Source organism: Aquirhabdus sp., from assembly GCF_046462495.1.
Classification (GTDB): Bacteria; Pseudomonadota; Gammaproteobacteria; order Pseudomonadales; family Moraxellaceae; genus Aquirhabdus.
The window spans coordinates 79,251-95,137 of the sequence record NZ_JBKGVE010000004.1; the positions used below are offsets into that span (position 1 = coordinate 79,251).

The 15,887-nt window shown below is 45.4% G+C and carries 12 protein-coding genes; 10 read left to right on the plus strand and 2 right to left on the minus strand.

The genetic code is table 11. From position 1 onward, the window contains the following. Positions 1–125: 125 nt before the first annotated feature. The 3 genes from gyrB (at position 126) to ACLHG7_RS03925 (ending at position 6,570) form a co-directional block, all read left to right on the plus strand. Positions 126–2,627 carry a DNA topoisomerase (ATP-hydrolyzing) subunit B gene (gene gyrB, locus ACLHG7_RS03915; protein WP_410209755.1) on the plus strand — a complete coding sequence of 834 codons (2,502 nt, stop codon included), beginning with the start codon at positions 126–128 and terminating at the stop codon, positions 2,625–2,627. A 134-nt stretch (positions 2,628–2,761) separates the two neighbouring features. Beyond that, positions 2,762–3,583: an MBL fold metallo-hydrolase gene (locus tag ACLHG7_RS03920; RefSeq protein ID WP_410209756.1), complete on the plus strand. Its 822-nt coding sequence runs from the start codon at positions 2,762–2,764 to the stop codon at positions 3,581–3,583. Between the two features lie 314 nt (positions 3,584–3,897). After that, positions 3,898–6,570: a TonB-dependent receptor gene (locus ACLHG7_RS03925; RefSeq protein WP_410209757.1), complete on the plus strand. Its 2,673-nt coding sequence runs from the start codon at positions 3,898–3,900 to the stop codon at positions 6,568–6,570. A 75-nt stretch (positions 6,571–6,645) separates the two neighbouring features. Here the strand turns inward: ACLHG7_RS03925 and ACLHG7_RS03930 are convergent, their stop codons facing one another. Beyond that, entirely contained in the window at positions 6,646–8,616 is a 1,971-nt protein-coding gene (locus tag ACLHG7_RS03930; RefSeq protein WP_410209758.1) for an ATP-binding cassette domain-containing protein, read from the minus strand. A gap of 342 nt (positions 8,617–8,958) precedes the next feature. Here ACLHG7_RS03930 and ACLHG7_RS03935 point away from each other — a divergent pair, with 342 nt between their 5' ends. The 7 genes from ACLHG7_RS03935 to ACLHG7_RS03965 all read left to right on the plus strand — a co-directional run bounded on the left by ACLHG7_RS03935 (position 8,959) and on the right by ACLHG7_RS03965 (position 14,635). Further along, entirely contained in the window at positions 8,959–9,954 is a 996-nt protein-coding gene (locus tag ACLHG7_RS03935) for a putative solute-binding protein (RefSeq protein WP_410209759.1), read from the plus strand. Between the two features lie 259 nt (positions 9,955–10,213). Then, entirely contained in the window at positions 10,214–11,200 is a 987-nt protein-coding gene (locus ACLHG7_RS03940; RefSeq protein ID WP_410210377.1) for a putative solute-binding protein, read from the plus strand. A gap of 274 nt (positions 11,201–11,474) precedes the next feature. Beyond that, positions 11,475–11,810, plus strand: coding sequence for an iron-sulfur cluster insertion protein ErpA (gene erpA / locus ACLHG7_RS03945; RefSeq protein WP_114900407.1), 336 nt, complete (start codon positions 11,475–11,477; stop codon positions 11,808–11,810). 332 nt (positions 11,811–12,142) lie between these two features. Continuing rightward, positions 12,143–12,499 (plus strand): roadblock/LC7 domain-containing protein, encoded by a 357-nt coding sequence (locus ACLHG7_RS03950; RefSeq protein ID WP_410209760.1) that lies wholly within the window; start codon positions 12,143–12,145, stop codon positions 12,497–12,499. Positions 12,500–12,624: 125 nt separating this feature from the next. Next, positions 12,625–13,587, plus strand: a complete 963-nt coding sequence (locus ACLHG7_RS03955; RefSeq protein WP_410209761.1) for a hypothetical protein — start codon at positions 12,625–12,627, stop codon at positions 13,585–13,587. A 33-nt stretch (positions 13,588–13,620) separates the two neighbouring features. Continuing rightward, positions 13,621–14,154, plus strand: a complete 534-nt coding sequence (locus tag ACLHG7_RS03960; protein ID WP_410209762.1) for a GTP-binding protein — start codon at positions 13,621–13,623, stop codon at positions 14,152–14,154. A 46-nt stretch (positions 14,155–14,200) separates the two neighbouring features. Beyond that, positions 14,201–14,635 carry a roadblock/LC7 domain-containing protein gene (locus ACLHG7_RS03965; protein WP_410209763.1) on the plus strand — a complete coding sequence of 145 codons (435 nt, stop codon included), beginning with the start codon at positions 14,201–14,203 and terminating at the stop codon, positions 14,633–14,635. 25 nt (positions 14,636–14,660) lie between these two features. Here ACLHG7_RS03965 and ACLHG7_RS03970 read toward each other — a convergent pair whose 3' ends face one another. Next, on the minus strand, positions 14,661–15,809 hold the full coding sequence (locus ACLHG7_RS03970) for an anhydro-N-acetylmuramic acid kinase (RefSeq protein ID WP_410209764.1): 1,149 nt from the start codon (positions 15,807–15,809) through the stop codon (positions 14,661–14,663). Positions 15,810–15,887 lie beyond the last annotated feature (78 nt).

Here is a 15,887-nt window from a genome sequence, read left to right on the forward strand (position 1 = left end):
TGCCAGTTAGTGACGGCATTTGATGGCTATCAAGTTTATGATTGACCCAATGAGATTTGATTAATAGCGATGTAAAAGCCGATGAGATGATCGGCTTCCTGTTTTGATTGATTAGGATAATGTTTATGAGCCACGATTCAGAACAAAATGATGTAGCAAATAACAATCAAGGTGATGATCCGAGTATAGCTGAAGTCGCTGAGCAAGTTGTTGCACCGACCTATGACTCGTCTAATATTAAAGTTTTGCGCGGCTTGGATGCTGTACGTAAACGTCCTGGTATGTATATTGGTGATACCGATGATGGCACAGGCCTGCATCACATGGTTTTTGAAGTCGTCGACAATGCGATTGATGAAGCTTTAGCAGGTTATTGCGATGAAATCATCGTAACGATCCACGCCGATGAATCCGCCAGTGTCTCTGACAATGGCCGCGGAATTCCAGTCGATATCCATGCTGAAGAGGGAGTGTCCGCTGCTGAGGTGATCATGACCATCCTCCATGCCGGCGGTAAGTTCGATGACAACAGTTATAAGGTATCCGGTGGTCTGCACGGTGTTGGCGTCTCGGTTGTGAATGCATTGTCCAGCAAGCTTGAACTGACTATCTGTAAAGCAGGGATCAAATACCTGCAAGAATATACCGACAGTGTGCCGGACTATCGTCTTAAACAAGTCGGTACCACAACTGAACAAGGTTCTAAAATTCGCTTCTGGCCAAGCCCTGCTACCTTTACACAGACCATCTTCAACTACGATATTCTGCTGCGTCGTCTGCGTGAATTATCGTTCCTGAACTCTGGTGTCAAAATCATTCTGCGTGATGAACGTACTGCAGTAGAACAAGTCTTTAATTCAGAGGGCGGACTTGCTGAGTTTGTGCAGTTCATCAATATTGGTAAGCACCCGTTGATTGATATTTTTCACTTCACAGTGGAAAGCGATCATGGCATTGGTGTTGAGGTTGCATTGCAGTGGACCGATAGCTATAAGCAAGATACTGTATATTGCTTTACCAATAACATTCCACAAAAAGACGGTGGTACCCACCTTGCTGGATTCCGCGCTGCGCTCACACGTGCGATGAATAGTTATATGGAAGGCGAGAGCATTCTCAAGAAAGAAAAAGTGGATATCACAGGTGATGATGCCCGTGAAGGACTCACGGCGATTGTTTCAGTCAAAGTGCCTGATCCGAAGTTCTCTAGCCAAACCAAAGAAAAGCTCGTCTCAAGTGAGGTTCGTCCTGCTGTAGAATCGGCTATGAATCGTGAATTCTCGACCTATTTGCTGGAGCGTCCACAAGCGGCGAAAGCGATTGTCGGTAAAATTATTGATGCAGCGCGAGCACGTGATGCCGCCCGTAAAGCGCGTGAAATGACCCGCCGTAAGAGTGCTCTTGATATCGCTGGCTTGCCCGGTAAGTTGGCCGATTGCCAAGAGAAAGATCCAGCATTGTCTGAACTGTATATCGTGGAAGGAGACTCTGCGGGCGGTAGTGCAAAGCAAGGCCGTAACCGCAAGATGCAAGCAATCCTCCCACTTAAAGGTAAGATTCTCAACGTCGAACGTGCACGCTTCGACCGCATGATTTCAAGTCAGGAAGTAGGCACACTCATTACTGCGCTTGGCTGCGGGATTGGTCAGGAAGAATATAATCCTGAGAAGCTGCGTTACCATAAAATCATCATCATGACCGATGCGGACGTGGACGGTTCACATATCCGTACACTGCTGTTGACCTTCTTCTTTAGACAAATGCCTGAGCTGTTTGAACGTGGCTATATCTATATTGCTCAGCCGCCGTTGTATAAAATCAAAAGGGGTAAGCAAGAGCAGTATTTGAAAGATAATGATGCACTTGAAGAATATCTACTTTCGAGTGCCTTGGATGATGTTGCGCTGCATGTCAATGCAGATGCACCTGCCGTTGCTGGTGCGCAGCTTGAAACGTTAATTCGTGACTATCAGTCTACGCAAAAAATCCTGCTTCGCCTATCTCAGCGCTACCCAGTTTCGCTGCTGCAATGCTTGATCAATTTAGATACGTTCCACGTGGAACATGCTAAGGATCGTCAGTTTGTAGAGACTTGGGCACAAGGCTTGATTGAAGCGATTGCGGTGAAGCAACCCTCACTGAAACCAGAACTCAGTGTAGAGACTTTTGGTGAAGGGGATAGCCAGCGCCATTGGCCGCGTATCACGATCTATGTTCACCAGCTTCCGCAGCATTATTTGCTGGATCTCACATTCTTCCAATCAGGCGAGTATGCGCGTTTGATGAGCCTCAGCAACTTGTGGCGTGGAATTTTGGAAGAAGGGGCGATCTTAAAACGCGGCGATAAACAGTTCCAGATCAGCTCGTTCAGTGAACTTTGGGATCACCTTATGAATGATTCTCGCCGTGGTGTGACTGTGCAGCGCTATAAAGGATTGGGTGAGATGAATCCTGAACAACTGTGGGAAACAACCATGGATCCAGAAAATCGCCGCATGTTACGCGTTTCTATCACTGATGCGATTGAAGCAGATCATATGTTCTCCTGTCTGATGGGAGATGATGTGGAACCTCGTCGTATTTTCATTGAAGAGAATGCACTCTCCGTGACCAATCTAGATGCTTAAACAGCTACAAGATTAAGCACTGTAAAAAAACGACATCTAAAAGATGTCGTTTTTTTTGATCTATCAAGTCATGTCTGATCCTGGCTTTCAGGCTATGATTGGGCTCACTAACTATTATAGAAAGCGGTCTGCTCATGAGCCTAAAAATACATCATTTGAATTGTGGCACCATGTGCCCAGTCTGTGCAAAACTCGTCAATGGTGAAGGTGGCTGGCTAAGCCCTGCCAAGCTGGTCTGTCATGTGCTGCTAATCGAGACTCCGCGTGATGGTCTGGTACTGGTTGATACGGGTTTTGGTCAGTTGGACGTCCAAACACCGCAGCGCCTTGGTCGGCCCTTTCTTGCGGTATCTCGTCCACAATTGGCACTGAGTGAAACCGCAGCTTTTCAAGTGACAGCACTGGGTTTTAAAGTGGAAGATGTTCGGCATGTCATTGTCACCCATCTTGATCTTGATCATGCGGGTGGTTTACCAGATTTCCCGCTCGCAAAAGTCCATGTCTTTCAACCTGAGTTTGATGCAGCCATGCATCCGGATCTTCGCAGCAAAGCACGCTATCTACCGTCACAATGGGCCCATAGTCCAAGGTGGGTGAAATATGATGCAGGTGTCGGCCAGCCATGGTTTGGGCTGAATCATGTTCAGTCTATTCAAGGTCTAGAAGATCAGATCTTACTGGTACCTTTGATTGGGCATACCCGAGGGCACTGTGGTATTGCGGTGAAAGGGGATGATGGATGGCTGCTGCATTGTGGGGATGCCTATTTCTCACATAAAGAACTTACAAAGCCTTCAGAGATGCCATTGGGTTTGAGATTTTTCGAAGAATTATTGCAAACAGATCGACGTGCTCGGGTAGAAAATTTAAAACAATTACAGAGACTGCAGCAATCTCATGGGCATGAGATTCAATTGTTCTGTGCACATGATCCGGTTGAATTTCAGCAATATTAATCTGTGTTTCACGTGATAACCAAGCGACCTTTATAGGGTCGTTTTTTTTTTTGGTTACTTTGTCGATTGTTGTGATAGTGGGGGAAACCACAAACAAAATATGGGCCATTAATGAAGGCAGGTGTTTAACATGTAAAATTTTGTATAAGTTTTGGCATACATTTTGCTCATTCATGTAGACCAAATGGTCAATTCATTTAATGGCAACCCTAAGTCCATCATCAATGAAGTGACTGATCCAAACCACTAAAGAAGCGACCTATCCCGTCTCTTCAAAACAGCATATACCGATATGCATGAGCAAGGAATAAAGTATGAAAAGAACACTCTTGGCATCTTCCATAGCAGTACTCATTACACTACCGATTGTTGCATATGCTGAAGATGAGTCAACAGATGGTGATGGTAATAAAGTTGAACGTGTGGTTGTGACAGGCTCGAATATTTCAAGGATCAATAATGAAGGTCCTACTGCAGTAGAAATTATTAAACGTTCGGATATTGAAAAAACGGGAGCAAGTACAGTAGTAGAGTTACTTGGAAGGCTTCCATCTGTTTCAGTTCAACTTGATGGTAATGATAAGGCTTCGTTTGCCCCTGGCGCTGCTTCAGTGGGACTCAGAGGCCTTGATCCCAAATACACCTTAATTCTTTTAAATGGACGTCGGCTTGCAAATTATGGCTTTGCTGATGGTGCAGAAAATTCTTTTGTCGATCTAAATAATCTCCCGCTAGCTGCAATTGATTCTATCGAAATATTACGCGATGGTGCCTCAGCTATCTACGGCTCGGATGCGGTTGCTGGAGTCATCAATTTTAAAACGAGAAGAAATTATCAAGGAATTGAGGCAACCACTAATTTGGGTGCCAATGAAAAAGGCGATGGTCGTACAGCAGATGCGAGCGTGACAGCAGGTTGGGGCGATTTAGATAAAGATGGTAAAAATCTGCTGGTAACTTTAGATGCTTTTAATAGTAGTCCGCTTTTAAGTCAAAAGCATAAAGCAACGGCAGATCGAGATTTTAGACGATTTGGTGGCTCAGATGGCCGTAGTACAAGTGATTACTTAGGTAGTCTGCAAGACTATGATACAGGTGAAGGATTTCCAATTCCAGGTTGTAGAGGTAGTGTTGAAATTGCTTCCACGGGTAATCCTGCGTGTTTAACCAATCAAAAGGTGCAGTTATCACCGAGTAATCAGCGGATTGGATTATCTGGGATTTATACAATTCAGATAAATGCTACGGATGAGTTATTTACTGAGCTCGGGTTCAATCATAATAAAACGATTACTCAACGTGGCTTCCCCACTTTCGATAGTACTTTTTTAGGAAGTACAGATGGTTCAACCAACCCAGGATTGGCAGTTTTGCCCGGTCCAAGTGAAGACGGTTCATTAGCAGGCTTTACACCAGGCGATACTTTACGAGTCTTTCGCGATATTTATGAAGCATCTCATTTGACAGATGTGACAACGAGTAACACTTTGCGTTTAGTCACTGGCTGGCGTGGCACTATTGGGAAATGGGATAGTGAGCTAGGGCTAAGTTTTAATCAAAATAAGCTCTCCAGTGAAACCAGTAATGCGGTACTTAAGGATGTATCCGCACAAAGTCTACAGGATGGCATATTGGGAAATGGGGGATATGATCCCTTTGTCTATGCAAATCCCATGAGTGTGGTCGATCCGATGTTGACGACGACCCAGCGCATCGCGGTATCTCGTCTGTCCTCAATCGATTGGAAAATGTCTACACCAGAACTTTTTACATTGAATGAGGCTCCCGTAGGCTTTGCTTGGGGGGTTCAAGCCAGTCATGAGACGATCAATGATTCTCCTGATGCTAAAGAAGAGGCTGGTAATATTGCTGGTTCTGGGGCGACAGCAAGTAAAGCGGGTCGTTCACTCTACTCAATCTATGGTGAGCTAAATATTCCGGTATTAAAACAGCTAGAGGCTCAGTTTGCGTTGCGTGACGATTATTATAGCGATTTTGGTAATGCCTTTAATCCTAAGCTTGCCTTTGCATGGCGCCCAATGAAAGAGGTTCTTGTCCGCGCATCCGCAACAACATCGTTTAAAGCACCGACATTGCCTGAGATCGCATCAACAGCGGCCGGCTACAATGTTGTTGCAGATTTTGCACGCTGTGGTCCATTGGGTTATATCGGGCCTAACTGTGCTTATAGCATTCGTCAGTACACCCAAGGTAATCCAGATCTTAAGGCAGAAAAAGCCAACAATTATTCGTTTGGATTTGTGGTTCAGCCGCTCAAAGATTTATCGGCATCTTTAGATTGGTATATGATTAATCAGCGCAACACTATTCAAGCAGAAGATCCACAGTTTATTTTGGATCATGAAGATAGTAGCCCAGAGTTTGCAGCTTTAATTGGTCGTGATCCACGTAACCCTGGACTAGAAGCAAGATACCCAGGCTTAAATAAAGGCCGAATCAAAAGTATTACTACACCCTATGTCAATGTCGGAAAGACTGATACACAAGGTCTAGATCTTGATCTCAAATATGTTTTATCTCTGGGTCAATACGGGAAGTTGAACCTTCGTGAGGTGAACAGCTATACCTTAACCTTCAAACAAAGTACCACGCCAGGTGAGCAACCCGTGAGTCGATTGGATAGTATCTATCATCCAAAGTGGAAGAACACTTTCCGCATAGGCTATGAGTATGCGAGCAGTGAGCTTGCCTTTACTGCGCGAACTTCCGCAGGGACCAAGAATATTACCGATCCTACATATAGCCAAGATCCAGAGATTACCGATGCCCGTATCCCTTCATATACGGTTTGGGATATGAATTATAACTTTAAAGCCACTGATCATTTGACGTTGAACTTTGGCGTGAATAATTTATTTGATAAATCTCCTGTCTATGGCAGTACGACCTATTTAGATGATTTTATTACACCGCTGAATGACCATGTTGGACGTTATTACTATGCCAACATGCGCTATAAGTTCTAAACGTCTTTTCATGTTCCACGTGGAACACGCATAAAAAACGACACGCTAGCGTGTCGTTTTTATTTGAAAGGATGACTAAGCCTTTAATTCATCCAGCTCCATCATCATCTCAAGCAGGCTTTCATCCAAGCTTGCAATTGAGGCTGTATGCTGCTGCTGTTGCTCCATCAGTTTCAGAAGTTCGGCTTTGCGTGACGCTTCATAGAGACCCGTATCAGCCATCGTCACTTCCAGCTGTTTGAGTTTACTGTGCAGCTCTTGAATCTGTTTTTCAGTTTTTTCTATTTTGCTGCGCAAGGGGCGGGTTTGTTCGCGTTTTGCGGCAGCTTCTTTACGCGCTTGCTCTTTATCGATGGGTTTGGCATTTTCTACTTTAGGCTGCGCCTCAACGACTTTAGGGGCAACTTCCGCAATTTTCTTTGCGGCGGCTTTATCCGCAGCTGTTTTGGTGGGTTTAGCCGCCATCTCTTGCTGACGGGTTTGCTTGAGCCATTGGGCATAGTCAGCAAGATCGCCATCAAAGGTACGACACATCCCGCCATGAACCAGCAGTAAGTCATCACAAACACTGGCAATCAGTTGACGTTCGTGTGAGACCAAAACAACCGCCCCTTTGAAGTCTTGCAAAGCCAGTGTCAATGCATGGCGCATATCGAGATCCAAGTGATTGGTCGGCTCATCCAATACCAGTACGTTAGGCCGTTGCCAGACGATCAGTGCCAGTGCGAGGCGTGCACGTTCACCACCAGAGAAACTACCACAAGTGGTATCCATGCGTTCGCCGCTAAAGCCAAAACTACCAAGATAGGCACGCAGCTCGGCATCGGATATTTTCTTACCTGCTAAGCGTCCCAGTTGCAGCATGGGACTGGCATCGGCATCGAGAGCATCCATCTGGTGCTGGGCAAAGTAGCCCAGATTTAAATGCTCACTGGACGTACGCTCTCCTGATAACGGTTCAATCACGCCAGCTAGAGTTTTAATCAGGGTGGACTTACCTGCGCCGTTCATTCCCAGCAAACCGATACGGCTATCGGGGGTGAGTTGTAGGCGTATATTATTGACGATGATGGTTGTGCCGTAGCCTGCACCCACTTCATCCAATTGCAGGAGCGGGGAGCTCATCTTGCTTGGTTCACGGAAGCTAAAGGTAAACGGCGTATCGACATGGGCTGGCGCAAGCTTTTGCATCCGCTCAAGCTGTTTCACACGGCTTTGTGCCTGTTTAGCGCGAGTCGCCTGCGCGCTAAAACGATCAATGTATTTTTGCAAATGGGCCCGGGTAGCTTCTTGTTTCTCAAACGACTGTTGTTGCTGCGCTAAACGCTCAGCGCGAGTCTGTTCAAAGGTGGAGTAGTTGCCGGTGTATAGCGTGACTAGGCCGGCCTCAATATGAATGATGTGATCAGTAATGGCATCCAGAAAATCACGATCATGCGAAATCAGTACGAGCGTGCCTGGATAGTTCTTGAGCCACTCTTCAAGCCACAAGATTGCGTCCAAGTCCAAATGGTTGGTCGGCTCATCCAGCAGTAGTAAGTCTGAACGGCTCATGAGGGTACGCGCGAGGTTCAAGCGCATGCGCCAGCCGCCTGAGAAGCTGGAGACTGGGGCAGACTGTTTCACCGTGGTAAAGCCGAGACCCGCCATCATTTGAGCGGCGCGCGCGGTTGCGGTATAGCCATCGATTTCACCGAAGCGCTCATGCAGTGAAGTGAGCTTTTCAAGAGGCATGGTGTCCGACTCATGCTCAAGCTGCTGGTTGATCGTCCACCACTCTTCATCACCTGAAAGGACAAAGTCAATCGCAGAGGTTTCCTGACTTTCGACTTCCTGAGCCATATGGGCAACTGTCCATGTTGCGGGGCGAGTGAGACTGCCGACATCTGCCGCCATGTCACCCATAAAGGCTGCAAACAACGTCGACTTCCCTGCGCCATTGACGCCAGTTAAACCGACTTTCCAGCCAGGATGAATTTGAAAGGTCGCCTTTTCAAACAATAGTCGACCACCGCGGCGGAGTGCAAAATCTTGGAGCTGAATCATTGAGAAAGCCTAAAGTAAACGGGCAAAATTAAGGAGGGGAATAGGATGCGCTATTGTAGTTTTTTGTGGATAGAATAACCAGTAATCAGGCTTGAGTTTAGTAACGGTTAGAGATTGGTAAGTGGTCTGAAAAGAAGTGTTGATGGGTCAGTACAGTTCTGATCCGTTAGGGTGTTGAATTATCATTATAAAATCAAAATTAGCTGTATTTATTAACAAAAATGTCAAACAGGTCAATGTAAATTGATGGCAATAGCGCTTGAAAAAAAATAATAGTTGGGCAGAATAGGCAGCGCGACGCATAAATAGCGGAATAACTCCGCAGACTAAAGGGAAAATTATATGAACATCAAAATGAAAATGGCATTAGCCGCATCAGCGGTAGCACTCGCAACTTCTGCGCAGGCCGCTCAAACTATGTGTGTTTTCGACCTTCTGGGGGCGCAAGGGGACAGCTACTCCATGATGAAGGACTATGCACTGGCTGCGAAAGGATGGGGTGCGGATATTACACTGAAAGCTTACACCGATGAGCGTGTAGCTTCTGAAGATTTCAAAGCGGGTCAATGTGATGCAGTTGCATTAACCGGTATTCGTGCACGTCAATTCAACAGCTTCACAGGTTCTATTGACGCCATTGGCGGCTTGCCAAGCAACGCAGCTGCAAAGCTCATCATCAGCTTGATGGCAAACCCTAAACTTGCACCAGACATGGTTAGCCAAGGCTATGAAATTGCTGGTGTGACGACTCTGGGTTCTGCATACATTATGGTAAACGATCGTAGCATTAATACCCTGTCTAAAGCCGCTGGTAAGCGTTTCGGCGTTTTAGACTATGATAAAGCACAAGCAATCGTGGTTCAAAAAGTCGGTGCACAACCTGTTTCTGTAGACTTATTGACTATTGGCGGTAAATTCAACAATGGTCAGATCGATATCATCGGTTTGCCTGCATTGGCATTCAAACCGCTTGAGCTTTACAAAGGTTTAGGCAACAAAGGTGCAGTAATCCGTTTCCCTGTTGTTCAGGTGACTGGTGACATCGTGATCCGTCCTGATAAATTCCCAGCAGGCTATGGTCAGAAGAGCCGTACTTGGGTTGCAAGTCAGATCGATAAAGAAATGGCTTTGATCAACAAAACCGAAAAATCCATTGATGCTAAATTCTGGATGGATATTGCTGCCAATGACAAAGTGGGCTATGTAAAATTGATGCGTGAAGCACGTATTGATTTGACTAAACAAGGAATCTACAACAAAAAAATGATGTCGATCCTGAAGAAAGTACGTTGCCAACAAGATCCAACCAGCTTTGAATGTGCGTTGACTGACGAATAATTCACGAGTCGTTGATTAAGATCTAAAAAGCCAGCGTCATTGCTGGCTTTTTTTATGCAGGATATGTAATAAATTGACTTATGTGACCGAAATAACATTAAAATGGCGTCAATATCGACGGCGCCATGATATGGAATAATAGGTAAAGGACTGTATGCAGCTCAAGATGGGCTGGGGACGGACTAGACCCCTCGTTGTTAATCGTTTATGGAGAAATAAAAACGTGAAAAAAATAGCAATCGCTGCCCTGTTTACTGCAATGAGCTTACAAGCTGTGCATGCTGCAGGTGATAAATTAACATTGTGTGTTTATGATCCACTTGGTGCGCGTGGCGATGCCTTTGGATATGCCAAAGACTATGTTCTACAGATGCCGCGTTTTGGTTTAACCAACCCGATTGATCTAAAAGCCTATACCAACGAAGCCATCATTGCCGAAGACTTTAAAGCCGGTCAATGTGATGGCGCAATCATGAGTAACTTACGTGCACGTGAATTCAATAAATTTACTGGCAGTTTAGATGCGATTGGTGCAGTTCCAAGCAAGCAGGACTTAAACATCGCACTACAAGTCCTCTCCAGCAAACAGCTCGCACCCAAGATGTCACAAGGGGATTATGAAGTTGTTGGCATGATTCCTCTAGGCGCTGCTTATATCATGGTGAATGACCGTAAGATTAATACCTTGGCTAAAGCCGCAGGTAAAAAAATCGCGGTACTGGATTACGATAAATCACAAGCCAAATTGGTACAACGCGTAGGCGCACAGCCTGTTAGCGTCGATTTGACAACGATTTCTGGCAAGTTCAATAACCATCAGGTGGATATCATTGCAGGGCCATCCGTGATTTTTAAACCCCTTGAACTGTGGAAAGGGATGACTGATTCTTCAGGCGCGGTCAAAGGGGCTGTGATTCGTTTCCCACTGATTCAAGTGACAGCGACCATGGTGGTGCGTAAGAGCAAATTTACCAATGAAGAAGCTAATCAAAAAATCCGTGAATATGTGTTTTCGCAGATTGGTACGGCTTACAAGTACATCGATAATGCTGAAAAAGAGATCGATGCCAAATATTGGATGGATGTTCCAGATGCCGATAAAATTGGCTATAGCAAGTTGATGCGCGAATCACGTTTGGACCTAACCAAAGACGGTACCTATAATCCAGAGATGATGAAACTGTTGAAAAAAGTACGTTGTAAAACAGCACCGACTAACTTTGAGTGTGCATTAAACGACGAGTAAGTCTTTGTTTCTGAACAGTAGGGGCTTTATGCAACCTTAAGTCCTTATTGTACAGAACGGATTAAACCCATGAATGGATACGTTCATGGGTTTTTTATTGGCTTTGTGATGTGGACGTTATTTCATGTTGATAGGAAACACTCCCTTGAAAAACGAGGTTACATCAGCATATTAATCCAGTGCCCCGTACGTGCTATGATATGCGTCTGTAAAAAGCGTTTATTCGACTATCTAGACAATAGCGCGGCTTATATCTGTAATGAAGGAGATAACGATGAATGCACCTGCCATGATTTTAACCGACCGTGCAGCGACAAAGGTTCGCCAGTTACGTGAAGGTGAGGGAAGTGATGATCTGCTGCTGCGGGTTTATGTCACGGGTGGTGGCTGTTCGGGATTCTCTTATGGATTCACGTTTGCAGAAGCAGCAAATGATGATGATGCGCGCGTCGAAAATGGTGATGTAGCCATGGTGATCGACTCACTCAGTTATCAATATTTAGTCGGTTCTGAAGTTGATTATTTGGAAGGTCTAGAAGGTTCTCGTTTTATCGTTAAGAATCCAAATGCGACAACAACCTGTGGTTGTGGCTCATCTTTCTCATTATAAGAACGAGCGGTTTTTTATTATTTAAAACATGATCAGCTAGATCTCAAATATCTGTGTTTTTGTTAGACAATTTAGAATAATAAATTTTGAGATGTAGTTGACAGCATTGAATAAACTGACATAAGCTTGATCTCGAAGGAACTAAAGCAAAACAGGAAGTTTTGCTAAATATATCGCCTAGTTTGGCATGCATTATTAATAAAATTTTATTCATTTTTTGAATATATTTAGTATTTAAACTCGCCAAGCCTTGCCTGTATTTTCTGCTTCCTCTCATGCAGAACGCCTTCGTTTATCAAAAAAATGGATATTTACTCCAAGGAGCTAGGATAATGGCAAAAGTTTTATTAGATGGATTGTCATCAATTGACGGGTTTGTTGCAGCAGTATTAGTGGATTCGACCAGCGGGTTAAGTTTGTCGACTATCGGCGGTGGCCTGGATCTGGATTTGGCGGCAGCGGGGAATACTGAAGTCGTTCGCGCAAAGCGTAAAGTAGCTGAAGCATTGAAACTCAATGATCGCATCGAAGATATTTTGATTACTCTCGGTAAGCAATATCACTTGATCCGTCCGTTGGAACGTAATGCGGATATTTTCATCTATTTGGTTTTGGACCGCGCGAAATCTAATCTTGCGATGGCACGCCATACTTTAAAGTCATTCGAAAAAGAACTCGATTTCTCTTAAGTTTAATGTAGTCGGTGTTTTAACGTATTAGCATTTGAAGTCAAGCAAAGAGAATAGGATGTTGTCTTTGCTTGACGTTTTTCTTTATTAATGATGATAAAAACTCAATTGAAAAGAGTATCGACATGGAACGGTCATTCAGGGCGTCAATTGTAGGATTGGGTTGCTCCGATGTAGTCTCTATACGCCAACATATTCACGATGTTTTGGCAGACGGCGGGGATGTAAGCTGGGTTTCCGCCAATCAAGAAAATTTAGACTTCCTCGTCATAAATTCTTGCTTTATCAGCTCATCAAGCATTCAAAGCTTGATTCGCAAAAATGCACTTCCCGTTTTGTTGGTCAATCACTCTCCCAAGAACGAAGAGATTGAACAGAACATCATTTCTTTACCTCTATTTGAAAACGCACGTCTTAAAAACTGGGTGCAAGAATTTGTCATCGATAAAAAAAGAGCGGCGATTTCAACAGCCGCGCCACAAAGTGTGGACCAGAACCCCGCTGTGATAGAGAGTACAACTTTGCTCAAAGGATTCGCATCCAAGGCTCAGGGCTTATATCACCTGTCTGATACCCGAGGAGTGATAGGCGTTGTGGATACGATCAGTGGCTTGATGTGGCTAGTTCCTGAGCGGAGTACATCTATTGATATGGCAGGCTCTTTAAAGTATGAAGTGGTCTCGCAAATTCCCAGACAGCATCGCTCAGTCGATCTGATGCAGTGGTTATGGGAAGTGATCTGGTCTGCATCCTCTTGTGCCACCTTGGTACCGCTAGAACAGCTCATTGAAATTAAAATGTGGCCGCAACCCTTCCTTAAAAGTGACCGCAAAGATATGTTGATCTTATCCGCTTCTTTAGCGCAAGGGATATCGAGCGCGCATAAGTTGGCTCTGGATACCAAGATTCCCCTATCTCGGGTGCAGCATTTTGTCTCTGCGCTTGTAACTTCAGGGTTTGCTGAGTGTGTTGATCGTATGCCCGAGGTTGCTCCTCAAGTCCATCAAGTCGAAAGAGCCGTCGTTGCGGTAGAGCAGACCGTGATCCGTCGTTTGTTATCAGGTTTGAGAAACCGTTTGGGACTCTAAGGGCCTATCGTTGAAAATTGTAGAGGTGAATCTATGCAACGCTATAAGATCGTGTTTTGCGGGGGAATGGGGTCAGGAAAGTCTCAGGCAATCAGCAGCTTGTCTGAAATTCCTGTCTTCGCCACCGAAGCACTGAATACGGACGAAGAGGCGCATAGTAAGCTGCACACCACGGTCGGGATTGATTATGGTGAAATCACGATTGATGACACTTTAAAAATTGGTCTTTACGGTACGCCAGGACAAAATCGCTTTCAGTTTATGTGGCCAACCATTGCTCAAGGTGCCTTAGGTATAGTGATTCTCATTGATCACAGCGCGGCAAATCCTTTGGCAGATCTGGATATTTACTTAGAGTCTTTTGTCGGGAAGTCTGATCGTATTATTGTGATTGGGGTGACGCATGTCGATGTCAGCTCAAATCATTCTTTTGATATCTATCGTCGTTGGCTCATCGATCATAAAAAACGTTATCCCATTTTTAGCGTCGATGCTCGGCAAAAAGATGATGTGCTGCTTCTCGTGGAGACCATCATTGCCTCCCTCGAAGTACAGGTTGAAGCGTAAAACGCAATCGTAAATTGTTAAATCATTGTCAAGCAAGGAATCTTAAATGATCATGGTGAAAGAGGGGCAACACCGTCAACCCTCAACCTTATTTGTTAAAATTGCGGAACGCTGTATCGCCGAATTGTCTTCATCGGTTGCGGGTATCAATAGTGTTTTACTGGCCACCAGCGATGGTTTTGAAATGGCACTGGTCACCAATCAGGCGAATCTGGATGGTGGCAAAATTTCTGCGGTGAGTAGTTCGATATTATCGATGATCCAATCCTTCACCGCCGAGATCAAATTGGTGAATTGCCAATCCTTGATTTTGGATGCGCAAAACGGTAAGGCTATCATTGCCAGTGTGCCGTGCAAACAGGTCCCGTTGGTACTTGTCGTATTGACGACAGAACAGGTACTACTCGGGCAGGCTTTGCATGGCATGCGCCATTGTATCCAGCGCTTGGTGGACAGCGAGCAGAAGCTATTAGCGGGTTAATCCTGCTTTTTACGGTTGCTCGTGCTTACCAGCGGCCGCCTAAGACACGATAGCCTGTAGCCCCAGTGACTGCAGGCAAATTTCCAGGTAATCCCTCTATACGCTGACGTGCAAGCCATGCAAAAGCGGTTGCTTCTACCCAAGTCGGTGCAAGTCCGAGTTCTTTGGTGCTCTTTAACGTCCACTCTGGTAACCATTCCGCCAATGTTTGCCAGAGCGTATGGTTATAAGCACCGCCTCCGCATAACCAGACTTCACCTCCATCTAAATTGGTTTGTTCTATGGCGTCAGCCACGGAGCGCGCGGTCAGTTTGAGGAGCGTTGCTTGGATATCCTGAGGAGGAGCATTATTCAGATCGTAATGTTCAAAGCTGCCATAGCTGTCCTCATGGAAATCAATCTCCACCACATCTGTAATTTGTTGTTGTAACCACTCCAGATTGAAATCTTCACGTCCAGTGCTTTTTGGGTGAGGTCGGGTGAAGTATTCATGACTGAGAAGTTGGGTTAAGAGGGGTTTATGCACGGTTCCTGCAGCAGCCCATATGCCATCTTGATCATAGGTTTGTCCAGTATGTTGAAAGCACCATGCATCCATCAGGACATTGGCAGGTCCTGTATCGAAGCCATAGACCGCATCGGGTTGTCCTGCGGGGAGTACGCTGATATTGGCAATGCCCCCCAGATTTAAGATGATGCGGTTGATCGTTGGATGCTGAAACACCGCTTGATGGAAAGCGGGAACCAGCGGCGCACCTTGCCCTCCGGCAGCCATGTCACGGCGACGGAAATCAGCAATGACCGGAAGACCAGTGATCTCGGCAATCAAGTTAGGATCGCCGATTTGTAGACTGAATCCTGATTCTGGGCGGTGACGAATGGTTTGACCGTGGCTGCCAATCGCGCGGATATCCGCCTTATTCAATTGATGGTCGTGAATCAGTTGGTTGATCGATTCACCCACCAGCCGACCCAGTGCGACATCTGCAACACCCATACGCTCGATTTCATTGTCATCGGGGAAGGTTAGTGCGAGTAAGTCTTCACGTAACTCTTCAGGGAAGGGAACTGTCAGAGAGGCATGCAGCGCTAGGGGTTCAAATGATACGGCTACAAAGTCGATTCCATCGAGACTCGTACCAGACATCACACCGATATACATTTCCTGCGCCATAATTTTGACCTAATCTTGCTCATTGTGCGGATGATTGATGTTGCTAAGGTTAACCTATTACACGTAATTATCGCTAAC